Annotated in this window: 16 protein-coding genes; 8 read left to right on the top strand and 8 right to left on the bottom strand. The window is 69.9% G+C overall.

From position 1 onward, the window contains the following. A partial coding sequence (locus DKL51_RS13750) for an FG-GAP-like repeat-containing protein (RefSeq protein WP_260428478.1) occupies nucleotides 1-3,546 on the bottom strand: 3,546 nt, incomplete at its 3' end. Between DKL51_RS13750 and DKL51_RS34910 the strand changes: the two genes are divergently transcribed. Next, nucleotides 3,518-3,742: a hypothetical protein gene (locus DKL51_RS34910; RefSeq protein ID WP_185734794.1), complete on the top strand. Its 225-nt coding sequence runs from the start codon at nucleotides 3,518-3,520 to the stop codon at nucleotides 3,740-3,742. The two genes, DKL51_RS13750 and DKL51_RS34910, sit on opposite strands and share 29 nt — an antisense overlap. Before the next feature lie 19 nt (nucleotides 3,743-3,761). On the opposite strand, the gene DKL51_RS13745 is transcribed toward DKL51_RS34910, so the two are convergent. From DKL51_RS13745 to DKL51_RS13735, 3 genes are all read right to left on the bottom strand, one after another. Next, the gene (locus tag DKL51_RS13745) at nucleotides 3,762-4,004 is read right to left on the bottom strand and encodes an ABC transporter permease (protein WP_124812124.1); all 243 of its coding nucleotides are present in this window, start codon (nucleotides 4,002-4,004) and stop codon (nucleotides 3,762-3,764) included. Between the two features lie 275 nt (nucleotides 4,005-4,279). Then, nucleotides 4,280-4,705 (bottom strand): VOC family protein, encoded by a 426-nt coding sequence (locus tag DKL51_RS13740; protein ID WP_124812123.1) that lies wholly within the window; start codon nucleotides 4,703-4,705, stop codon nucleotides 4,280-4,282. Between the two features lie 123 nt (nucleotides 4,706-4,828). Continuing rightward, entirely contained in the window at nucleotides 4,829-5,779 is a 951-nt protein-coding gene (locus DKL51_RS13735) for a DUF817 domain-containing protein (protein WP_124812122.1), read from the bottom strand. A 225-nt stretch (nucleotides 5,780-6,004) separates the two neighbouring features. Here DKL51_RS13735 and DKL51_RS13730 point away from each other — a divergent pair, with 225 nt between their 5' ends. From DKL51_RS13730 to DKL51_RS13715, 4 genes are all read left to right on the top strand, one after another. After that, nucleotides 6,005-7,252 (top strand): MalY/PatB family protein, encoded by a 1,248-nt coding sequence (locus DKL51_RS13730; protein WP_124812121.1) that lies wholly within the window; start codon nucleotides 6,005-6,007, stop codon nucleotides 7,250-7,252. 159 nt (nucleotides 7,253-7,411) lie between these two features. Next, nucleotides 7,412-8,077: a hypothetical protein gene (locus DKL51_RS13725; RefSeq protein WP_438819660.1), complete on the top strand. Its 666-nt coding sequence runs from the start codon at nucleotides 7,412-7,414 to the stop codon at nucleotides 8,075-8,077. A gap of 178 nt (nucleotides 8,078-8,255) precedes the next feature. After that, nucleotides 8,256-9,026, top strand: a complete 771-nt coding sequence (gene ddaH, locus DKL51_RS13720) for a dimethylargininase (RefSeq protein ID WP_124812120.1) — start codon at nucleotides 8,256-8,258, stop codon at nucleotides 9,024-9,026. A gap of 325 nt (nucleotides 9,027-9,351) precedes the next feature. Then, nucleotides 9,352-14,829 carry an ATP-binding protein gene (locus tag DKL51_RS13715; protein ID WP_124812119.1) on the top strand — a complete coding sequence of 1,826 codons (5,478 nt, stop codon included), beginning with the start codon at nucleotides 9,352-9,354 and terminating at the stop codon, nucleotides 14,827-14,829. Nucleotides 14,830-14,954: 125 nt separating this feature from the next. Here DKL51_RS13715 and DKL51_RS13705 read toward each other — a convergent pair whose 3' ends face one another. The 4 genes from DKL51_RS13705 to DKL51_RS13690 all read right to left on the bottom strand — a co-directional run bounded on the left by DKL51_RS13705 (nucleotide 14,955) and on the right by DKL51_RS13690 (nucleotide 18,651). Next, nucleotides 14,955-15,398 (bottom strand): hypothetical protein, encoded by a 444-nt coding sequence (locus DKL51_RS13705; RefSeq protein ID WP_123809613.1) that lies wholly within the window; start codon nucleotides 15,396-15,398, stop codon nucleotides 14,955-14,957. A gap of 29 nt (nucleotides 15,399-15,427) precedes the next feature. After that, the gene (locus DKL51_RS13700; RefSeq protein ID WP_260428474.1) at nucleotides 15,428-16,495 is read right to left on the bottom strand and encodes an FUSC family protein; all 1,068 of its coding nucleotides are present in this window, start codon (nucleotides 16,493-16,495) and stop codon (nucleotides 15,428-15,430) included. A gap of 276 nt (nucleotides 16,496-16,771) precedes the next feature. Further along, nucleotides 16,772-17,464: a response regulator transcription factor gene (locus DKL51_RS13695; RefSeq protein ID WP_124812118.1), complete on the bottom strand. Its 693-nt coding sequence runs from the start codon at nucleotides 17,462-17,464 to the stop codon at nucleotides 16,772-16,774. After that, on the bottom strand, nucleotides 17,461-18,651 hold the full coding sequence (locus tag DKL51_RS13690; protein WP_243420539.1) for a sensor histidine kinase: 1,191 nt from the start codon (nucleotides 18,649-18,651) through the stop codon (nucleotides 17,461-17,463). The genes DKL51_RS13695 and DKL51_RS13690 overlap by 4 nt, the downstream gene beginning before the upstream one ends. 250 nt (nucleotides 18,652-18,901) lie before the next feature. On the opposite strand from DKL51_RS13690, the gene DKL51_RS13685 reads away from it, so the two are divergent. The 3 genes from DKL51_RS13685 (at nucleotide 18,902) to DKL51_RS13675 (ending at nucleotide 23,573) form a co-directional block, all read left to right on the top strand. After that, complete coding sequence (locus tag DKL51_RS13685; protein WP_124812117.1) at nucleotides 18,902-19,330, top strand: DUF6220 domain-containing protein; 429 nt, start codon at nucleotides 18,902-18,904, stop codon at nucleotides 19,328-19,330. Continuing rightward, nucleotides 19,327-21,324, top strand: a complete 1,998-nt coding sequence (locus tag DKL51_RS13680; RefSeq protein ID WP_124812116.1) for a multicopper oxidase family protein — start codon at nucleotides 19,327-19,329, stop codon at nucleotides 21,322-21,324. The genes DKL51_RS13685 and DKL51_RS13680 overlap by 4 nt, the downstream gene beginning before the upstream one ends. 152 nt (nucleotides 21,325-21,476) lie before the next feature. After that, nucleotides 21,477-23,573, top strand: coding sequence for an MMPL family transporter (locus DKL51_RS13675; RefSeq protein ID WP_221623181.1), 2,097 nt, complete (start codon nucleotides 21,477-21,479; stop codon nucleotides 23,571-23,573). Nucleotides 23,574-23,936: the final 363 nt, after the last annotated feature.

Here is a 23,936-nt window from a genome sequence, read left to right as displayed (position 1 = left end):
GACGAACCGCGGCGGCTGGAACGTGCCATCGCCATTGCTCAACGCCACATACACCCCGGCGTCACCGAACCCCACGATGTCCGCCCGACCGTCGCCGGTCACATCGGCCAGGAACCGCGGGTGTCTGTCGACCCGCCAACCGCCCGCCTCGAAACCGAAGTCAGCGATCACCGGCACCGGGGTGAACGCGAACGTACCGTCGCCGTTGCTACGCGCCACGTACACCCCGGCATCGCCGAACCCGACGACGTCCGCGCGACCGTCACCGGTGATGTCAGCGAGAAGTCGTGGGTGTTTCTCCACCCGCCAACCACCGGCCTCGAAGCCGAAGTCGGCGATCACCGGCACCGGGGTGAACGCGAAGCTGCCGTCGCCGTTGCTGCGCGCCAGGTAGACACCGGCGTCACCGAAGCCCACGATGTCCGCGCGGCCGCTACCGGTGACATCGGCCAGCAACCGCGGATGCTTCTCCACCCGCCAGCCCTGGTCGTATCCGAAGTCCGCCAACACGAAATGGGGATCCGCGAACGAGCCACCGGAGGTGCTCACCGCCGTCCACACCCCGGCATCGCCGAAACCCACGATATCCCCGCGCCGGTCAGCGGTGAGATCGGCGAGCAGGCGGGGATGCTTCTCGACCCGCCACCGTCCCGGGGTATCCCAGTCGGTGCGCTCCTTGACGTCGCGGATGTTTCGGGCGCGCAGGAGCACGGCCAGGTTGTTGGGCAGCGTTCCGGTCTGCGGGGAGCTGAAGTTGCCGAAGAAGCGGATGAAGACACAGTCCCCGGACTGTCCCGGGTCGTCGCCGGGCATGTTGAGCACGATCGGACGGAACCCGCGGATGCCAAAGCCGCTGCTCGCGTTCCAGATGGTGCTGCCGCGGCGTAGTGCGGGGCCGGGAATCATCTGCCGGTCCGCCGAGCTGCTGATGTCCGGCAGGTTGCCGGGAGCGGCCTCGTACAGGGCAAGCGTCTGTCCCAGACCGCCGCCCACGAAATCGCCGTTCGTGTCCCAGCGCGGCGTGAACACGAGCATCGACGTCGGCCGTAGCGGGTCCGCCCAGGAGCAGTCGTTGTCGCCTCCGCCGTAGTTCTGCGGGCGCCACGTCCGCCCACCGTCGGGCGAGGCGAAGCCGTCGTTGTCGCCGGTGTTCAGCGAGATGACCGGACCCGCTCCCGGCAGCGCCACTCCGGCCATGTTCACCACGGAGAGCGTGGTGATGCTGCCGGCGGCGTGGAAGTTCCTGCCGCCGTCGGTGCTGCGGGATATGCCACCGTCACTCGCCATCCAGACGGTGCCTGCGGTCGGCACGTAGACCCCGTCCTCGAACGTGGCCGCGAAGTCCGGGGAGAGAAAGATGCCGTGGAGGTCCACGTGCACATGGTGACCCTCGTCAAGTTCGTGCCAATCCGAGGCGGACGCCGGATCGAGCGGCCCCACGAACGCCTTCGGGCGTTGCGGCCCGTAGAACAGGGCGTTGCCGCGGCCCGGCTGCGTGGCGGCGACGAACACGTTTCCGCTGTCCTGCCCGCCCAGGTTCGGCAGCGGTACCGGTTGCCACTGAGATTCGTTCGTCTGCTCGAACTGTGAGTAGTCGCCGCGCCAAAGTTGGGGCGGAACCAGGTTGGCGTTGCCCGTGGCGAACACTTCGAGTGGCGATCGCGGTGAGACGACCATGACCCGGTCGTTCTGCGAATTGGCCAGGCCCACCGCTCCGCCGATCATGCCCGGGATCCCACCGCGATCCTCGGCCCACGTCATACCGGCGTCGAATGAGACGAATATCTTGCCGCTTGCCAGTGCATAGACGACCCGAGGCTGAGCACTCCCCGCCGGCGTGGTGGCGACCGCTACGTGATTGACCGGTTGGAAACCGCCTTGTGGCGTGGGCATGACGTCCACGAACGTTGCGCCGGCGTCCGTGCTGATGGCCAGCGAGCTACCGCCTGCCGCGTACACCAGGTTGGCTGTCCCCGGCGCCCACACCAGCTGGCCCGCCCCGGGCAGGCGCGCGGCGGACGCATCGCGGGGAAACGCGTGCACCGCAGCCCACGTCGCCCCGCGGTCACTGGAACGCCACACGCCGGCGTCCTGCGATTCGCGGTCACTCTGCATCACTGCGAGGACGGTCACCTCGAATCCGAAGTTCGGCAGGACGAAACGCGGCGCCTCGAACGGACCTCGGCTGGCGACGGCGACGTAGACGCCGGCGTCGCCGAACCCGATGATGTCGGCGCGACCGTCACCGGTGATGTCGGCGAGGAGTCGTGGGTGTTTCTCGACCCGCCAGCGGCCGGCCTGGAAGCCGAAGTCGGCGATCACGGGTTCCGGAGTGAACGAGAACGAGCCGTTGGCGTTGCTGCGCGCCACGTAGACCCCGGCGTCGCCGAAGCCCACGATGTCCGCGCGACCGTCACCGGTGATGTCGGCCAGGAACCGCGGATGCTTCTCCACCCGCCAACCGCCGGCCTCGAAACCGAAGTCGGCGATCACGGGTTCCGGAGTGAACGAGAACGAACCGTTGCCCCTGCTACGCGCCACATAGACCCCGGCGTCGCCGAAGCCCACGATGTCCGCCCGACCCTCACCGGTCACATCGGCCAGGAACCGCGGATGCTTCTCCACCCGCCAACCGCCGGCCTCGAAACCGAAGTCCGCGATCACGGGTTCCGGAGTGAACGAGAACGAACCATTGCCCCTGCTACGCGCCACATAGACCCCGGCGTCGCCGAACCCCACGATGTCCGCCCGACCCTCACCGGTCACATCGGCCAGGAACCGCGGATGCTTCTCCACCCGCCAACCGCCGGCCTCGAAGCCGAAGTCAGCGATCACGGGCACCGGGGTGAACGCGAACGTGCCGTCGCCGTTGCTGCGCGCCACGTACACCCCGGCGTCACCGAAACCCACGATGTCCGCCCGACCCTCACCGGTCACGTCAGCCAGGAACCGCGGATGCTTCTCCACCCGCCAACCCTGGTCGTATCCGAAGTCCGCGAGGACGAACCGCGGCGGCTGAAACGTGCCATCGCCATTGCTCAACGCCACATACACCCCGGCGTCACCGAACCCCACGATGTCCGCCCGACCGTCGCCGGTCACATCGGCCAGGAACCGCGGGTGTCTGTCGACCCGCCAACCACCCGCCTGCGCCCCGAAGTCCGGCAATACCAGTCGCGGCGGTTGGAACGTGCCGTCGGACCTGCTCAGCGCCGTCCATACGCCGGTATCGCCGAAACCTACGATGTCCGCGCGATGGTCGCCGGTGATGTCCGCCAGAAAGCGGGGGTTCCGCTCGACGAACCAGCGGGCAGAATCCGGTCCGACGGCGACCGACGGCACGCAGTAGCCGCCCATCGCGCCAGGCACGCCGAACTGACCCGCGCCAGGCTGTGGTCGCTCGATCTGCGACCACGACTCGCCGCCGTCCTCTGAGACCCAGAGGCCGCTGGAGAAGGACCCGGCGAAGACGAGCTGCCCGTCGTCCGAGCTGTCGACCGAGAGCATCCGCCCGGACGTGAACTGGAACGACGGCCCGAACGACATGTTGGACCGGGTGGGACTGACGTCCTCGATCGTCGCCACGAGCGCCTCCTTCGTGCTGGGTGACAACCTGGATACGGGCGCGTGCATCGTTGACTGCGCGTCGAGCGGATCCGGGACGGAAAGAACGAACCGCGGCGGCTGGTGGTCGGGCGGCGACTGCTTCAGCAAGCGGGCGGTTGACGGTTCACCGAGTTGAGCTGGAAACGGCCCGTCGACTACTCCGCGAGCAGATGCCGGCGCCACTCAAGCCGGGCGGACACGGCGAACGCGACGAACGGCACGAACAGCGCCCCGACGATCAGCCACTCGGCCGCCCCGCTGTGGTTGTCGGGATCGAAACCCAGCGCCTCCAGCCAGTCGTGCCAGAACAGCGTCAGTACGACCAGTGCGCCGGTGAGCGCCGCCAACGCCGACTCGATCCAGAATCGAGCCCGTACCTTTCCATCTGACGACTTCACTGTCCCTCCCCCCGGTCGCGATGACACACGCCTTCGCCGTCACGAACGGCGGAACCCCGACCTCGCTCGGTGGCACTGGCCGCTCGGGGCTACACACTCAGCGTGTTCCTGCGCCGCCAGCGGAGTCAACAACGTTGCGTTGATCCGACTCTGCGCCTCCTCCTGACCACCGAGGAGGCCAGGGACATCAGGCCGCCGTGCGCCTGCTGGCATACCTCCCTTCGGTGCCCGCCCGCCACGCTCCTGCCGCGGTCGGCGTCTCCGCAGGCCTGCCGCTACTTCGCGAAGATCTGCGACTCGTCCCGGAACGCCTTGAACTCCATGGCATTGCCGGCCGGATCGCGGAAGAACATCGTCCACTGCTCTCCCGGCTCGCCGGCGAACCGCAGGTACGGCTCGATCACGAACTCGGCACCGGCGGCGCGGATCCGGTCCGCCAAGGTGTGGAAGTCCTCGATCGACAGGATGAGCCCGAAGTGCGGCACCGGTACGTCGTGCCCGTCGACGGGGTTGCGGCCCGCGTCGGCCTGCCGCGCCGCCGGTACGACGTGGGTCACCACCTGGTGGCCGTAGAAGTTCCAGTCGACCCAGGCATCGGCCGATCGCCCCTCGTCGAGCCCCAGTACGCCGCCGTAGAAGGCGCGGGCCCGCGCCAGGTCGTCAACCGGAATCGCGAGGTGGAACCGGGGACGGGTCGTCATCATCTGCTCCTTCTCGTAACCGGCGGGCCCGTTCGGACCCGCCCCCTGCTCGGAGGGGCATCAGTCACCCTTCCCCTACACATGCGGTGAGGCTGCGCGATCGGTCCGCCAGCATGCACCACGTCAAATTCCCGCTTTCGCCGAGCGCCGCCCGGGAGACCGGGGAAGGTCAGCCACGTCCGCGTCCACCGCTGCGGCCGACAGTCGGTCGTCTGGCGGCTGCGGCGGGGAGATCCAGGTGACCATCACCACCGAGATGATCATTAGGAGGAACCACGACGCGAGCTTGGCCGGCGAAACTGGGTGCCATCCGCCCAGCTGGCTGGGGTAGAGCCAAACATGCGACCAGGTGGCGATGTTCTCCGCGAGCCAGATGAAGAGGGCGACGAGGAAGAAGGCCAGCAGGAGCGGCATGCGCCAACGGAGCCGGAATATGCGGAACTGCATGACACAGCGCCCGAACACGAGCGCAACGACGGCGATGAGCAGCCATCGGATGTCGAGGATGTAGTGGTTGGTGAAGAAGTTGGCATAGATTGCGACGGCCACGGCGGCCGTCGCCCAGCGCCGTGGGTAGCGCACGAAACGCAGGTCGAACAGCCGGTTCACCCGGACCATGTAGGAGCCGACCGCGGCATACATGAAGCCGCTGAAGAGGGGCACCGCACCGAGCCGCAACAGGCCATCGGGTGCGTAGGTCCACGAGCCGACGTGGGTCTTGAACAGCTCCATCGCCGTGCCGACGAGGTGGAACAAGACGACGACGCGCAGTTCGCGCAGGGTCTCCAGGCGTCCGGCCACCATCGCGATCTGGATGGCGACCGCGGCGAGAGTCAGAAAGTCGTTGCGAGCCAATGCCGCGTCTTTCGGGTACCAGAGATGCGCCGCGAAGATGACCACCAGCATCGCCCCACCGAATACGCATGCCCAAGCCTGTTTGAGCCCGAAGACGGCCAACTCGATCAGCCAGCCGACCGGTCCGTGGTGGGGCAGCCATGCCAGAAACGCGCGGAAGCGGGCATCGATCGCGCGTTCGGCCGTGGTCAGGGCACCCGGGCCGGAAGGAGTACGCATCGCTCCGACGCTATAGTGCCGGCCCAGGTGAAGCGGGCACCCCCGGGCGGCGTAGTACCGATTTGCAAACCTCTCGACCAGGAGCACCTGGGAACCGGCTGCCGGCATCTGGGCCCCATACCGGCGCGAGTGCGGCAGTCTCGCCGCCCCGCTGTCCCCTGCGGCGCAGGATTCGCGCTCGTCTGTGCCGGACGTGACGTCGCTGCACGGCCTAGGGTGGGCGCCATGGCAGCCCCTTCTCCCGCCGCCGGCGGCTCCGCGGCCGAGAATCCCCTCACCCTGCTCACGCTGGACGAACTCCGGCAGCGCACCAGCGTGAAGTGGCGCATGCACTCGTCCGACGTGCTCCCCCTCTGGGTCGCGGAGATGGACGTACCCCTCGCTCCTCCGGTGGCCGATGCGCTCCGCCGCGCGATCGACCTCGGTGACACCGGTTACGCGTACGGGAGGGCGTACGCCGAGGCGCTCGGTGACTTCGCCGCCCGACGCTGGGGCTGGCACAGCTTCCGGGTCGACCACGCCACGGTCGTACCCGACGTGATGATGGGCATCGTCGAGGTACTGCGGCTCGTGACCGACCCCGGAGACGCGGTGGTGGTCTGCTCCCCCGTGTACCCGCCCTTCTACGCCTTCGTCAGCCACGCCGGCCGGCAGGTGATCGAGGCCCCACTCGGACCCGATCTGCGGATGGACCCCGCCGCGCTCGACGAGGCCTTCCGCCGGGCCCGGGCCTGCGGCCGCCGGCCGGCGTTCCTGCTGTGCAACCCGCACAACCCGACCGGCGTCGTCCACCGCCGCGACGAGCTCGAGGCAGTCGCCGAACTGGCCCGCCGGCACGGCCTGCGGGTGATCTCCGACGAGATCCACGCCCCGCTGGTGCTCCCCGGCACGCACTTCACCCCGTACCTCACGGTGGTCGGCGCCGAGAATGGGTTCGCCCTGACCTCCGCCTCGAAGGCGTGGAACCTCGCCGGCCTCAAGGCGGCGCTCGCGGTCGCCGGGCCGCAGGCCGCCGCCGACCTCGACCGGATGCCGGAAGAGGTCGGCCACGGGCCCAGCCACCTGGGCGTCATCGCGCACACGGCCGCGTTCCGCGCCGGTGGGCAGTGGCTCGACCTCCTCCTCGACGGCCTCGACGCCAACCGCACGCTGCTGGAGACGCTGCTGACGAAGCACCTCCCGGCCGTCGCGTACCACCGCCCCGAGGGCACCTACCTCGCCTGGCTGGACTGCACGGCGCTGGGCATCCCCACCGAACAGCCGGACGGCGAACCCGGCGTGGCCAGCGAAATCGCCGGGCCCGCGCAGATGTTCCTCGACCGCGCGCGGGTCGCCCTGAGCTCCGGGCACGTCTTCGGCACCGGCGGGGCAGGCTTCGTACGGCTCAACTTCGCCACCTCGCCCGCGATCCTCACCGACGCCGTCACCCGCATGGGCCGGGCAGTCGACGAGCTTCACCCGTCGACGAGCTGACCCCTCGGTCCCAGGCACCGTGCCTCTCGACCCGGCGCTGGATCGACCAGCCGCTGGGCCGGGCATACGGAACGTCAGCTAATGGACCTCAAAGCAGGACCGGAGCAGGAGGTAAGAGGGGTGCGTCCCGCGCGTCTGAACAGGTCGCTTCCTCGAGTCGTGCACGCAGAGGACCTCGCCGGCTACACAGCTGTCCAACTGATGCACGTGATGAAGGCCTTCATGGCGATCCTGGCCCTGCCTCAGTCGGCCGCCGAACACGTCGACGCCCTCGTCGTACCGACCGGTCAGGGCGAGGAGTGGCGTCTCACCCATGCCATTCGCCGCTGGGAGACCAACCCGGATATCAGCTACTTACTAGTGGCAAATGGGAACCCGGCCGAGGAGACGTACCACCAGATCACGCTCCCCTATGTACGCAGGCTCGGCCTCCGCCGACTCGACGGGGTTCACCTACAGACCGAGCCGGCACCCAACACCGGCTTACAAGGCGCGTGGATCGCCAACCAGGTCGAGGCCCTCGGCATCACAAGTCTCGCCCTCGTCGTCTCCCCCTACCACCTGCCCCGCGTCTACCTCACGGTCCTCAAGGCGCTCAGCCGCAGCGGCATCCGCGTCCCCCTCATCCCGGACCCTGTGCCGGTCTCTCCCGACACCCCCGCCCCCGAGACGCAGGCGACTGCCTACGACCTGCTCCCCGGGGAAGCGGAACGCATCCTCACGTACATGGCCAAGGACTGGGTCGCCACTCTCGAGGAGCTGCAGCGGTACCTCCAATGGCTGTGGAGCGACCACAAGCAGCTCCTCACCGGGGCTCGAGCCTGAAACCGAGGCTCGTTCAGCGCCTCGCGGCTCGGCTCGCGCGTGGCTGATCGAGCCGCCACGCACGTCGCCCTCGTGCAGGTCGGCGACGAGCGGCAGTCCGCATTCCTCGGCCGGGCGCGGGGCGCGCTGCTGCCTGCCCTGCTTGAGCTTGGCTGACCGGCGCATGCAGACTGGTGGCATGACGCGAGGCATTGCCCTGGTCCGACGACCCAGCGGCCGGCTGGCCGAGGGGCTGGTCACCCACATCGAGCGCAGCGATGTGGACCTCGCGCTGGCTCGGCGTCAGCACGAGGCGTACCGGGCCGCGCTCACCGAAGCCGGCTGGCAGGTGCGCGAGGTGGCCCCCGCCGATCACTGCCCCGACTCGGTGTTCGTCGAGGACACCGTCGTGGTCTGCGAGGGCCTGGCGGTGATCACCCGGCCGGGCGCGCCGCAGCGCCGCCCGGAGATCCCCGGCACGGAGAAGGTGGTACGCGAGGCCGGGCTGGAGGTCGTGCGCATTGAGGCTCCCGGGACGCTGGACGGCGGCGACGTGCTGCAGGTCGACGGCACCGTGTACGTGGGCCGAGGGGGCCGCACCAACGGTGAGGGCGTGACCCAGCTGCGTAACCACCTGGCGACCCGCGGGCGCCCGGTGATCCCGGTCGCGTTGCGTGAGGTGCTGCATCTCAAGTCGGCCGTGACCGCGCTGCCCGACGGCACCCTCCTCGCGCTGCCGGAACTGCTCGACACGACCGCGCTCAGGCAACCGGTGCGCACGGTCGACGAGGAGGCCGGCTGCCACGTCGTACCGCTCGGGGACGACCTCGTGCTGCTGGCCGCGTCGGCGCCGCGCACCGCGGCGCTCGTGGCGGACCTGGGCTTCACGCCGGTCGTCGTCGACATCAGTGAGTACGAGAAGCTCGAGGGCTGCGTCACCTGTCTGAGCGTGCTGATCCCCCGGGCCTGACCCACCCCCAGCCGGACTCGGTCGGCCGCAGAAGCGGATGACCCGACGGGCCTCGGGACACCAGCGAGCGAATGGGTGCTGAGGCGGCTCAATTCCAGCTGACCGACGAACGAGCCCCGCTGTTTGGTCGCAGGTGAAGCCGGCAACGAGTGCCCCCAACAGGGGCGGGGAAGCCAAAAAGTTTTGTTGGGTTCCTACAAATCGCGCCGCGAAGGGTCGGTGGTTACGACATAGCGTTCACAGCCGGCAGGCGGGAGGGTGATCACTGCCGGAGGCCGAGGTCTCGCGGCGCGTACATCGTGGGTCTGCCGGAGGGGTCGGTCAAGTGTTCAGCCGTATTGCCATCGTCAACCGTGGTGAGGCCGCGATGCGCCTAATCCACGCGGTCCGCGAGCTGGCTGCGGAGACCGGGTCCCGGATTGAGACCGTCGCCCTGTTCACCGACGTCGACCGCACCGCCACGTTCGTGCGTGAGGCGGACATCGCCTACGACCTCGGTCCCGCCTCCGCGCGCCCGTACCTCGACCTGACGGCGCTGGAGCGCGCGCTGGTGGAGACCGGCGCCGACGCCGCGTGGGTCGGTTGGGGCTTCGTCGCGGAGGACCCGGCGTTCGCGGAGTTGTGCGAGAAGGTCGGGGTCACGTTCATCGGGCCGAGCGCGAAGGCCATGCGGCAGCTCGGTGACAAGATCGGCGCGAAGCTGATCGCCGAGGAGGTCGGGGTGCCGGTCGCGCCGTGGAGCCGCGGTGCGGTCGAGACCCTGGACGCCGCCGTGACGGCAGCGGCCGAGGTCGGCTACCCGTTGATGCTGAAGGCGACCGCGGGCGGCGGCGGGCGCGGCATCCGCGTGATCACCAGCGAGGCCGAGCTCGTCGACGCGTACGAGCGCACCAGCCAGGAGGCGGCGCGGGCGTTCGGCAGCGGCGTCGTGTTCCTGGAGCGCCTGGTCACCGGCGCCCGGCACGTCGAGGTTCAGGTGATCGCCGACGGCCAGGGCACCGCGTGGGCGCTCGGTGTCCGCGACTGTTCGGTGCAGCGGCGCAATCAGAAGGTCATCGAGGAGTCGGCGTCGCCGGTGCTCAGCCCGGCGCAGGTCGCCGAGCTCAAGGCATCGGCCGAACGGCTTGCCGTCGCGGTCGGTTATCGCGGCGCGGCGACCGTTGAGTTCCTCTACCACCCTGGCGACCGGCTGTTCGCGTTCCTCGAGGTCAACACCCGCCTGCAGGTCGAGCACCCGATCACCGAGTCGACCACCGGGTTCGACCTGGTCAAGGCGCAGCTGCACGTGGCCTCGGGCGGGCGGCTCGAAGGCGAGCCGCCGGTGGAGCGCGGGCACGCCATCGAGGCCCGGCTGAACGCCGAGGACCCCGACCGCGACTTCGCGCCCTCCCCGGGCCGTATCGCGCGGCTGGACCTGCCCGCCGGGCCGGGCATCCGGGTGGACACCGGCGTCAGCGAGGGTGACACCATCCCCGCCGACTTCGACTCGATGATCGCGAAGATCATCGCCTACGGTCGGGACCGCGACGAGGCGCTCGGCAGGTTGCGCCGGGCGATGGCGAACACCACGGTGATCATCGAGGGCGGCGCGACGAACAAGAGCTTCGTGCTCGATCTGCTCGACCAGCCAGAGGTGATCGACGCCAGCGCGGACACCGGCTGGATCGACCGGGTCCGCGGCGAGGGCAGGCTCGTCGCGCACCGGCACTCCGCCGTCGCGCTGGCGGCCGCCGCCATCGAGGGGTACGAGGAGGAGGAACGCGTCGAGCGGCAGCGGCTGCTGTCGACGGCGTTCGGCGGCCGGCCGCAGGTACAGCACAAGAGCGGCCGACCGCTGGACCTCAAGCTGCGTGGCGTGGGCTACCGCCTGCGCGTGGCGCGGGTCGGCGCGCACCGGTTCCGCGTCGGCATCGAGGCGGGCGGGGGTGTCCACACCGCTGACGTCGAGCTCGACCGGTTCGACCGGCACACCGGGCAGATCGTCGTCGACGGGGTCCGGTACCGCCTGCTGACCGGGACGCACGGGCCGATCCACCTGGTCGAGGTGGACGGCGTGACGCACCGGGTCAGCCGCGACGAGGGCGGTGTCCTCCGCTCTCCCATGCCCGCCCTGGTCGTCGCCACGCCGCTGCAGCTCGGCGCCGAGGTCGAGGCGGGCGCGCCGGTGCTGGTGCTGGAAGCCATGAAGATGGAGACGGTGCTGCGGGCGCCGTTCAAGGCGCGGCTGAAGGAATGCGCCGTCTCGGTTGGCAGCCAGGTGGAGGCCGGCGCGCCGCTGCTGCGGCTGGAGCCGCTCGCCGACGGGGCCGACGAGGCGGCGGACGACCCGTCCGCCGGGTCCGTCGAGCTGGACCTGCCCGCGGCACCCGGGGAGATCCCGGCGCGGAAACGCGCCCGGCGCGGCCAGGAGGACCTGCGCGGCCTGCTGCTCGGTTTCGACGTCGACCCGCACGACGACCGTCGGGTGCTCGACGGCTACCTCGCCGCACGGCGAGCGGCCACCGAGGACGGCCACCGGCCGCTGGCCGAGGAGCTCGAACTCGTCAACGTGTTCGCCGACCTCGCCGAGCTGAGCCGCAACCGGCCCACGGGCGAGGACGGCGGCGGCGACATCCACGTGCACAGCGCCCGCGAGTACTTCCACACCTACCTGCAGAGCCTCGACGTCGAGCGGGCCGGACTGCCGAGTTCGTTCCAGGCCAAGCTCGCCAAGGCGCTCGGGCACTACGGTGTCACCGACCTGGAGCGCTCCCCCGAGCTCGAGGCCGCCGTGTTCCGGATCTTCCTCGCCCAGCAACGCGCGGCCGCGGATGCCACGGTCGTCGCGACGCTGCTGCGCTCGTGGCTGCGGGAGCCGCCGCCGGACGAGGCGCTGCGCGAACCCGCCGGCCTCGCGCTGGAGCGGCTGGTGGCCGCGACGCAGGTCCGCTTCCCCGTGGTAGCCGACCTCGCCCGTGGCGTGGTGTTCGCCTGGTTCGCCCAGCCGCTGCTGCGCCGCAACCGCGCCCGCGTCTACGCCGAGGTCCGCGAGCACCTGCGCCACCTGGACGCGCACCCCTCCGCGCCGGACCGCGCCGCGCGCATCGCGGAGATGGTACGCAGCACCGAGCCGCTGGTTCGGCTGCTCGGCCAGCGGCTCGTCCGCGACCACCTCGACAACGCGGTCATGCTGGAGGTGCTGACCCGGCGGTACTACGGCAACAAGGCGCTCACCAGCGTCCGCACCCGCGAGGCCGCCGGCTGCACGTTCGTGGTCGCCGGGCGCGCGGACTCGAGCGTGGTCTCCGCCGCGGTGAGCTTCGACGCGCTGGGTGGCGCACTGCGCGGGCTCGCCGAGCTGGCCGGCGGCGAAAAGGCCATCGACGCCGACATCTACCTTGCCTGGGAGAACCAGCCGGAGGACTTCGACGCGATGGCGGCCGCGCTGCTCGAGGTCATCAACGCGCACCGGCTGCCGCACCAGGTCCGCAGAGTCACCACCACCGTCGCGGGTCGCGGCGGAGCGGTGATGCACCACCACTTCACCTTCCGCCCGTCGGAGGCGGGAATGACCGAGGAACGGTTGATCCGCGGTCTGCACCCGTACATCGCGCAGCGGATGCAGCTGGAGCGGCTGCACAAGTTCGACCTGACCCGGCTGCCGTCCGCGGACGAGGAGGTCTACCTCTTCCAGTGCGTGGCGCGGGAGAACCGGTCCGACGAGCGCCTGGTCGCGTTCGCACAGGTGCGCGACCTGGCCGGGCTGCGCGAGCACGACGGCCGGCTGGTCGCCCTGCCGACGACCGAGGACACCGTCGCCGCCTGCCTCGACTCGATCCGCCGCGCGCAGTCGCGCCGACCGTCGAAGACGCGCTTCAACACCAACCGGATCGTGATCTACGTCTGGCCGCCGAGCGGCCTCACCCGCGAGGAGATGGAGATGATCGCCGGGCGCGTGCGCCCGACGACCGCGGGCGCCGGCCTGGAGGAGATCCTGTTCATCGCGCGCCAGCGCGATCGCACGACCGGCGAGCTGACCAAGATCGCAGTACGGATCTCGTTCGACGCCACCGGCGGCGCCGAGCTGACCATCGGCGAGCCGCCGGTCGACCCGGTCGAGCCGCTCGACGACTACCGACTGAAAGTGCTGCGCGCGAGCAGCCGCAACACCGTGTACCCGTACGAGCTGACCGGCCTGCTCGGCGAGTTCGTCGAGCACGACCTCGACGACGACCACGCGCTGGTGCCGGTCGACCGGCCGAAGGGGCGCAACTCCGCGGCGATCGTCGCCGGCGTGGTCACCACGCCGACCCCGCGGCACCCGCAGGGCGTCACCCGGGTCGTGCTGCTCGGGGACCCCACGAAGTCGTTGGGTGCCCTGTCGGAGCCGGAGTGCCGCCGCGTGATCGCCGCGCTGGACCTGGCGCAGCGGATGCGGGTGCCGCTGGAGTGGTACGCGCTGTCCGCCGGCGCCCGGATCTCCATGACGTCGGGCACGGAGAACATGGACTGGGTGGCCGCGGCGCTCAAGCGGATCGTGGAGTTCACCCAGGACGGCGGTGAGATCAACATCGTGGTCGCGGGCATCAACGTCGGCGCGCAGCCGTACTGGAACGCCGAGGCGACGATGCTCATGCACACCAAGGGCATCCTGGTGATGACGCCGGACTCGGCGATGGTGCTCACCGGCAAGCAGTCGCTCGACTTCTCCGGTGGCGTGTCCGCCGAGGACAACTTCGGCATCGGCGGCTACGACCGGGTGATGGGCCCGAACGGGCAGGCGCAGTACTGGGCGCCGAACCTGACCGCCGCGCGGGACGTGCTGATGGCGCACTACGATCACACGTACGTCGCGCCCGGCGAGGATGCACCGCGGCGGGCGACCACCACCGACCCGGTCGACCGGGACATCTCCGCCTTCCCGCACGCGGTGGCCGGCAGCGACTTCACCACCGTCGGTGAGATCTTCTCCGCCGCGGCCAACCCGGACCGCAAGAAGCCGTTCGACATCCGGACCGTGATGCGGGCGCTCTCCGACCAGGACCACCCGGTGCTGGAACGCTGGGCCGGCATGGCCGACGCGGAGACCGCGGTGGTGCAGGACGTACACCTCGGCGGCATCCCGGTGTGCCTGCTCGGCATCGAGTCGCGGGCGGTGCCGCGGCGTGGCTTCCCGCCCACCGACGGCCCGGACACCTACACCGCGGGCACCCTGTTCCCGCGGTCGTCGAAGAAGGCCGCGCGGGCGATCAACGCGGCCAGCGGCAACCGGCCACTGGTGGTGCTGGCGAACCTGTCGGGCTTCGACGGCTCGCCCGAGTCGATGCGAAAGCTGCAGCTGGAGTACGGCGCCGAGATCGGCCGCGCGATCGTGAACTTCCGCGGGCCCATCGTGTTCTGCGTGATCTCGCGCTACCACGGCGGTGCGTTCGTGGTGTTCTCGAAGGCGCTCAACCCGAACATGACCGTGCTGGCGCTGGAAGGCTCGTTCGCCTCGGTGCTCGGCGGCGCTCCCGCCGCCGCGGTGGTGTTCTCCGGCGACGTCAACGCCCGCACCGCTGCCGACCCGCGGGTGCGGGAGCTGGAGGCCCGCGTGGCGGCCGCCTCCGGTGCCGACCGTGCCGCGCTGACCGCAGAACTCGACGAGCTCCGCTCGTCGGTCCGCGCGGAGAAGCTCGGCGAGGTGGCTACGGAGTTCGACCGGGTGCACAACATCCAGCGCGCTGTCGAGGTCGGCTCGGTTGATGCTGTCATCCGGGCAGCCGAACTCCGTCCGCGGATCATCGAGGCCATCGAGTCACACCGGGAGCCCGGACGGAAGTGAGTGCCGCGAGGCTGTGCACCTGAACCGCAGCAACACCCGGATCCCGAAGGCGGAGCTGACCGGCGTCTACGGCGCGCTGGTCAAGCGGATGTCCCGCAAGATGCTCGGCGACGTGGCCGAGCCGGTCAGGAGCCGTACAGCTCGCCCTCCCGGGCGCGGCGACGGATCCGGTACGTGGCGAACAGCTGCCCGGCCACCGTGACGGCCCCGAAGCCGGCCAGCCACGGGGTCTCGTCCGGGGCGAATGCCCGGCTGTCCTTGACGAGTCCACCCCACCGGGTGACGGTCAGCGTGTCACCGACCTCGAACGACCCCGACCGCGCCCACAGCTTGACCGGCCGGCCTGTGTCGTCGGGCCGTACGGTCACGGTGAAGGGCCGGCTGTCGCGGACCGCCACCACTTCCGCGCCGGTGGTCGTCCCGTACGCGTCAAGGCAGATCGCCCGCCCGTAGGTGAACAGGGCGAAGAGCAGAACGGCCCCGCCGACGACCAAACCGGGTATCAGGGCGGCATACCGGCCGGGCGGCTTGACCATGATCGGCTCGTGGCGAGGCCCCGACGGAGGCATGGCTCAAGGATGGCAGAGCTCGGCTCTTCTCAGTCGGACGTGCCACCTGCCTGAACGGATTCCTCGCCGGCTCGCATCGCACTCCGTACCTCCTCATTCGCTGGCGTCGGGTCGCAGCCGGTAGCCCGGAGCAGGTCACTCGCAGCGGTGCGTAGCTGGGTTACCACCGCATCTCCGAATTCGCCGACTCCCAGCGCTCGGGCTCGGCCGGTCTTCTGCACGGCCTCACGTATCTTCTGGTGGGTTCTTTCGGTGGCTCGCCCGGCACGGTGCTCACGGCGCAACAGCTCGACCGCATCGGCGAGGTGGCCGACGCCGACGGACAGATCGGCGGGAATCCGCTCGCTGTACTGCAGCGCCATCGCTGATCGGCGGGCCAGCCCTCGGCTGTGTTCGATGACCCGTTCCAGGTACACGGTCGCGCGGGCGAAGCGTTCCACGTCCTGGCGGCGTCGCCATCGGGCCGGAGCCAGGCTGACGACCTCCTCGGCGCCGCTGAGCGCCTGGTGCATCCGGTCGAGTTCGGGTCCTATGCCGCGTAGCGTGTCCAGCGCTCGCACCGCCCGTTGCTGATCGCGGGTCGCCAGCGCGGCGGAGACCTCCCTCAGCTGACCGGCGAGGCATTGGTAGATCGGGGCCGCGTCGCGGTCGAGGATCCGCATCGGGTTGATCGGTAGCAGCAACGCGACCACCACGAGGCCGACGACGGCGCCGACCGTCGCCTCGCCGATGCGCGGCACTTCAAGGTCCTTCTGGGCCGGAGCCAGGGTCGCGAGCAGCACCGCCGTACCGCCGGCCTGTCCGACGGCTGCCCCGCTGCGGCCGAACAGCACGAGCGTGGCCAGGATCGCACATCCGACGATGAAGCCGGTCTGCCAGAAGCCGGTGCCCAACAACTTCAGCAGGACGTCGGTGGTGGCGATACCCAGTCCGACCCCGAGGAGCAGTTCGGCGGTGCGGCGGGCACGTTGGCCGAGCGCGGCGACGATCGTGCCGACTGCGGCGGAGGGCGCGAAGACCGGCGAGGGGTTGCCCAGCACATCGTGGCCGATCGACCAGGCCAGTGCCGCGGCGAGCCCAGCCTGGACGGAGATCACGAGAGCGACCTCAAGCTGATGCAGGCGCAGTCGACCCGCCTGGCCACCTCGACGTCGGATCCTGGCCGCAGTGTCCTTCACGTTCTCGGTCACCCGATCACGCGGCGACCGGTTGACGCCGGGCCGGCGGTCGTCAGCACTCACTGAGCACTCGTACCACGCCCACGGCCCGGAATCCGGTCAACCGTAAAGGCCACCCCGGACCGGAACCCGCAGCTTCCGGGGGGTGTGCCGAGGGTGACCTGGGCCTCGCGTAGCGCGCTACACGTTCATGCCTTACGAGGGGCTGACCAGTCCTGTCTGGTAAGCGATGACGACCAGTTGCGCGCGGTCGCGCGCACCCAGTTTCGCCATCGCATGGCTGACATGGGTGCGCGCGGTGGCCGGGCTGAGAAACAGCTCGGTACCGATCTCGTTGTTGCTCAGGCCCTGTCCGACCAGGCCCAGCACTTCCCGCTCGCGCTGGGTCAGCACCGCGAGCCGATCCTCCGCGGCCTGGGTAGCCGCTCGTTGCGCGGTGAACTGGCCGATGAGGCGTCGGGTGATCCGCGGCGCGAGCAGCGCCTCTCCGGCGGCGACCACCCGGATGGCGTGTAGGAGCTCAGCCGGTCCGGCGTCCTTGAGCAGGAAGCCGCTGGCGCCGGCCTGTAGTGCGTCGAAGACGTACTCGTCGGTGTCGTAGGTGGTGAGGATGAGGACTCGGACCTGCTCCAACCCGTGCGTCTCGGCGATCTCGGTGGTGGCTCGAATCCCGTCCAGCTTTGGCATGCGGATGTCCATGAGGACGACGTCGGGGCGGGTGGCGCGGGCCCGCTCGACGGCCTCGGCGCCGTTGGTGGCTTCTCCCACCACCGTGATGTCGTCCTCGAGGTCCAGCAGGACCTTGAACCCGGATCGCACGAGACCCTCGTCGTCGGCGAGCAGCACCTTGATCGGAGCGTCGGTCAACGGTGACGCGGCCGCGTTCATAGAGGCGACCCGGTCGGCGCAAGGGGCAGCCGGGCCCTGACTTCGAACCCGCCGCCCGGAGTCGGCTTGGCGTCGAGTTCCCCGCCCAGCAGTTGACAACGCTCGCGCATTCCGAGGATCCCGCGACCGGGCCTGGCCGACCCGCCGGTGCTGATCTGATGTTGAGCCGGTAGGTGCGGGTCCGCGGCACCTGGGGCGGCACGGCGGCCCTCGTCGATCACGCGGATCTCCAAGGCGTCGTTCCCTGGGTTCAGCGCTATCGTCACCCGGGTCGGGCCGACGTGGCGGATCACGTTGGTGATCGATTCCTGCAGGATTCGGTAGGCAGCACTCCCCACCGCACTCGGCAGCGCCGTCGCGGGCGCGGTCTCCTCGAGTTTGATGTCAAGTCCGGCTTCGCGTGCCTTCGCGGCGAGTTCGTCGATCTGGCCGAGCCCGGGGTACGGCACGCGCCCGTTGTCGTCGTCACGGAGTACCCCGAGGATGGCCCGCATCTCTCGCAGCGCCCGAGAACTGGTCTGCTCGATGGCCTGCAGCGCCTCGCGTGCCACGTCCGGTCTCTTGTCGAGCACGTGGGCGGTCACACCGGACTGGACGTTGATGATTGCTATGGCGTGAGCAACGGTGTCGTGGACCTCTCGCGCGATCCGGAGCCGTTCGGCGTCGACCCGCGCCCGCGCTTCCTCCTCGCGAGTCCGTTCAGCCAGCTCCGCGCGCTCCTGAGCCTCGGCTGCGATGACCCGTCGGGACCGGACGGACTCGCCGAGGGCCGCGCTCATGACCGACGCACCGATCCGGAAGAACACCCAGCCGATGGCGGCGCGAGGCTCGATGTCGGCCGCGGCGACCAGCCACCCGACGGCGAGCACCGTGGTACCCACGCCAGCTACCACCAGCGACCGGCGCCCGTCACCATAAGCGGCGAGGGTGTACAGGGCGACGAAGAGCCCGAGCCAGCCGGGCCCGTCCGGGAAGTCGAGACCGTAATACACCAGGCTGGCGAGTGCGGCGGTGACGAACACCGGAACCGGCCACCGGCGGCGGACGGCCAGGACCAGGCCACTCACCGCCAGCAGCGCGTATCCGAGGTTTCCGAAGTCGGCGAGCGGGCGCGGCGCCCCCTCGATGGCAACCTTGGCGACCGTGCCCTGCACCTGCATCACGGTGACGAACAGCGCGAGCGCCACGTCTTGCGCCACCACCCGCAAGGGGAACGACACGGCACGTGGTTGCATGCCGTGATCCTACTGTTCTCCCCCACAGACAACGCTCGGCAGAACTGCGCGACCTGCTACGCCGACGGGTGTAGTGAGATACGAGGTCGTCTACGCCCAATTGCGTAGAGCCCGCCATCCGCTGTCAGAGGCGACGGCAGCCTCCCCGGCGCGACGATCGCCGCCATGAGCGATCACCCTCACCCACTTCGAGGAGCGCGCCATGCGTAGATTCTTCGCCGGCCTGGCGGCCCTGCAGATGCTGGCCGTCGTCACGCAGTTCTTCCTGGCTGCCAGCGGTGCTTTCGACACGGCACCTAACGATGAGTCCTTCCAGCCGCACCGCGCGCTGGGCGGCGGAATTGTCCTGATCGCGGTTCTGCTGACCGTCGTCGCCGCGATTGCCCGGATGCCCGGGCGGCTCATCGGGATGAGCGGCCTGGTCGCCGGGCTCGCGGTTGTCCAGTTCGTGATCAAGGGGATCGCCACGGCGCTCGACGGCACCGCCGGCGGGCTCGTCTTCGGCCTGCACGCGGTCAACGGTCTCGCCATCGTGGCAGTGACCGGGACGATCATCCGCCAGGCCAGGCAGCTGTCCAGGCCGGCCATGCAGCTGTCCAAGCCAGCCACGCCCGCGCGACAGGCGCCATGACCACCGGGCTGTGGATCATTCTGGACCACGTCGTCGCGCTGCTGACCATCGCCGCGTGGTTCGCGGCCGGCGTCACACTGGCGCTGCGGCGCACCCGGCCGGCGCTCGCCGTCCTCGTCGCGGCGGTGCTCGTGACGCTTGTCCGGGTGGCCACCGTGGCGATGCTGGCCGGCCGGGGCTGGTGGTTCGTACAGGAGAAGGTGCTCCTGGGGCTGCCGATGCTGGGGGCCGCCGGGGCCGTCGCCGTGCTGGTCGCCGGCCCGCAATTGCTCGCGGCGAGGCGGGGACGAGGCGACGTAACGGCAGGCGGCGTGGTCTCGGTGCTCACCGCGGCTTACGCAGCGCTGGCCGGTCTTGTGGTGACCTTCCTGGTCGGATACCCGCTCACCTTGAGCACGGCCTTGATCACCACCTCGCTGGTGTGCGCCGGCGCGTTGCTGACCGGGCGAGTGGTCGCGCCTGCCGTCGAGGACATCGCTGCTGATGCGGCCGTGGGGCAGGCGCCGGAGGGTCGACGCGCGATCTCGCGCCGACGGTTCATCGGCTGGACCGGTGGCGCGGTCGTGGTGACCGCGGCCGGTGCCGGCACGGGGCTGTCGTTCCTCCCCGCCGAGTCGGTGACCAGGGGAGGCGGCCCCGGACGCTCGTCCCGAGCGGCCGTGTCGGTGGCCGACCTGCGGGGCTCCGGCTCACCGGCAGCGGGTGGCACCGTACGGCGGCACGTGCTCACCGCGAAGAAGGCCACCGTACGGCTCCCTTCCGGACGAGAGATCGACGCGTGGACCTACAACGGCGAGGTCCCGGGCCCGGCGATCACCGCGACCCAGGGTGACCTGATCGAAGTGCGGCTGCGCAACGCCGACATCGAGGACGGCGTGACCCTGCACTGGCACGGCTACGACGTACCGTGCGGCGAGGACGGCGCGCCGGGGGTGACCCAGCTGGCCGTGGCACCCGGTGACGACTTCGTCTACCGATTCCGCGCCGACCAGGTCGGCACCTACTGGTACCACACCCATCACGCGTCCCACGTCGGCGTGCACAAGGGGCTGTACGGGACCCTCGTCGTACAACCGCGCGGCGGACAGCGAGCCGACGAGCAGTCCGCGGCGGAGCAGGTGGACCTGACCCTGCCCGTGCACACCTTCGACGGCACCGTGGTGATCGCCGACAGCGACGGCCGAACCGAACATCCCGCGTCACCCGGTACACCCGTTCGGCTGCGATTGATCAACACTGACTCGGATCCGCACCGGATCGTCCTGGCCGGAACCCCGTTTCGGGTGGCGGCCGTCGACGGCCGAGATCTCAACCAGCCCGGCGAGGTCAGCGACGTCGCACTGCACCTGCCCGCAGGCGGGCGATACGACCTGGTGTTCGTCATGCCGGACACGTCCGTGGCACTCGTTCTCGACGGCGATCGGGACGGCGGACTTCGCCTCCGCCCGCTTGGCGATGTCCCCGGTGAGGCGCGCATCGAGGACACGTCCGACCTGCCGGAGCTCAACCTGCTGCGGTACGGAGCTCCGGCCGCCGCGCCATTCGACACCCGCACCGCCGATCGGCACTTCACCATGGTCCTCGACCGCGGAGTGGCCATGGTGGACGGCCAACCGGCGTACGCGCAGACCGTCAACGGCCGGGGCCATCCCGCCATCCCCGACCAGCTCGTCGCCGAGGGCGACATCGTCCGGTTCACCGTCGTCAACCGAAGTCTGGAAACGCACCCTTGGCACCTGCACGGCCATCCCGTGCTGATCCTGTCGAGGGACGGGACGCCGTCGACCGGCAGTCCGCTGTGGATGGACACATTCGACGTCCGGCCGGGCGAGATATGGGAAGTCGCGTTCCGCGCTACGAATCCCGGGATCTGGATGAACCACTGCCACAACCTGCCCCACGCGCATCAGGGCATGATGCTGCGACTCCGCTACGACGGCGTCACGACGCCATTCGGCGGCTCGCACGGCGGAAGCCCAGGCCACGGCCACTGATTCAGCCCGTTTTCCGGTGCCGGAATGAACAGCGCTGACATGAGAAGAAGTAGACGACTGAGGAGAAATTAATGACAACCGAGACTGCCCGTACGGATGGAGCTCTGGCGGGACTCGCCCGGTTCTGTTACCGGCGCCGTCGCCTGGTCCTTTTGACCTGGATCATCGGCGTCATCGCCGTGGCGTTCGTCGGCTTCAGTTACGGCGCCGCCTCCGACAACGATTACTCCGGTGGAGACTCCGATTCCGCGAAGGCGCAGGCTCTGATTGAGAAGCACTTCCCGGAGCAGCAAGGGGACACGCTCACTCTCGCGATCAAGGCAGAGAGAGGGATCGACGACCCCACCGCCCGGCAAAAAATCGAGAAGGTCATCGCCGAGCTGGACGCCTCACCCATCACCGGACCGGTTACCTCGCCGTATCAGGACGAGGACTTGGTGACGGAGGATCGTCGGACCGCCCGTACGACCATCCCGCTGACCGACAAGGACGTGAAGAAGGCCGAGGTCAAGCCCCTGGTGGACGCGGTCAAGGACGCCTCCGGTGACGGCGTGACGCTGGGGCTGGGCGGCGACAAGGCGGAAAAGGCCGAGACACCGCCGCAGGGTTCGGGCGAGAGCGTGGGCGTTCTGGCGGCTGCGGTGATCCTGTTCATCGCCTTCGGGTCACTGGTGGCGATGGGCCTGCCGATCGTGACCGGGCTGATGGCGGTCCTCGGCGGCATCGCCCTGATGAAGCTCGTGGGGCACGTGGTCCCCTCGCCGGACTTCACCGTGCTCGTCGCCGCGCTGATCGGGCTCGGTGTCGGCATCGACTACGCACTGTTCATCCTGACCCGCTACAAGGACGGCCTGCAGGACGGCGACGAGCCCGAGAGCGCCACGGTCCAGGCCATCACCACCGCCGGTCACGCGGTGCTGTTCGCCGGCACGACCGTCGTGATCGCGCTGCTGGGCCTGGTCGCCATGGGCCAGAAGATGATGACCGGCGTGGCCATCGGCGCGTCGGTGACCGTGCTGGTGACGATGATCGCCGCGGTGACCCTGCTACCGGCGTTCCTGGGCTTCACCGGCCACAAGATCAACTCGCTGCGCCTGCCCCGTCGCACGTCCCGCCGGCGCCGGGCCGACGGTGTCCCGTCCCGGGAGCGCCGTACCCCCGCCGAGCGCTGGGCTGGCGTGGTGCAGCGCAAGCCGCTGGCCGCCGCGATCCTGGCCGGCGCGATCCTGCTGGCGCTGGCCGCCCCCGCGCTGTCGATGCGGCTGAGCCTGCCCGACGCCAGTGTCCAGCCCCACGACAGGAGCAGCTACACGTCGTACGAGATCCTCTCCGAGGGTTTCGGTCCCGGCTACGGCGCACCCCTGATCTTCGCCGCCCAGGTCGACTCCACGAACGCCGATCTGCGTCCCGTCGTCGAAGCGGTCCGCAAGACCGAGGGCATCGCCTACGCTACGCAGCCTCGGATCAGCACGGACGGGCAGGCCGCCATCTTCATGGCCTTCCCCAGGACCGGATACCAGGAGGAGGCGACTGCGGACCTGGTGCACGAGCTCCGCGACGACGTGCTGCCCAAGGCATCCGGCGGCGAAGAAATCTACGTCGGCGGCCCGAACGCCGGCGCGATCGACTTCGCGGAGGACACCAGCTCGCGCCTGCCCCTGATGATCACGGTCGTCATCGCGCTGTCCCTGGTGCTGCTGATCGCACTGGTCCGGTCGGTCACGATCGCGCTGCAGGCCGCCGTGATGAACCTGCTGTCGATCGGAGCTGCCTACGGCGTGCTGGTCGCGATCGTGCAGTGGGGATGGTTCGGCCCGGCTCTCGGTTTCCCCACCGACATGCCGGTCACGACCTGGGTGCCGATGATGATGTTCCCGCTCCTGTTCGGCCTGTCGATGGACTACGAGGTCTTCCTGATCTCGCGGATCAGGGAGGAGTACGAGCGCACCGGCGACACCCGCCGGGCCGTCACTCGCGGGCTGGCGCGGACCGCCAAGGTCATCACGGCCGCGGCCGCCATCATGATCGCCATCTTCACGACCGCCCTGCTCGGCCCCGACGTCTCGGTCAAGCAGATCGGTCTGGGCATGGCCGTCGCCGTGCTCGTCGACGCCACCATCATCCGGATGGTCCTCGTCCCCGCGGTGATGGAACTGTGCGGCAAGGCCAACTGGTGGATGCCCGGACGCCGGGCACGGAAGGCGACCTCGGCTGCACAGGCCGCGGTGGGGGAAGGGGCCAGAGTCTGACCCTTCCTCGAGGGCGCCGTTGCTGCTGGCCGAACGGGCGGTCGAGGTCGATCACCGCACGGTCTCCCGGTGGGTGCAGCCGCGGCGCCCTCCTCATTGCCGGACGGCGCGCATCCACGTCGGGATCGGCCACCATGGCGAACCCTCACCGTCGAAGCAGCCGACGCCACCGTGCGCATGCGCGACCAGGCCGTCCCCGATCCAGCTCCTGAACCGCTGAGCGACCTACCAGTCGTCACGATCAGCCCGAACGGCGATGTCATATCCGGCACGGAATATCGGTCGCTCCGCCGGGACGCTCGAGGCTAGCCTCATCGCCATGTTCGGCACCGTCGGCTCTGTGCGGCCCGCAGGTTTCCACCT

The organism is Micromonospora globispora, assembly GCF_003857015.1.
In the GTDB taxonomy this organism is placed as follows: Bacteria; Actinomycetota; Actinomycetes; order Mycobacteriales; family Micromonosporaceae; genus Micromonospora; species Micromonospora globispora.
This window is presented reverse-complemented; position numbering and strand designations above follow the sequence as displayed.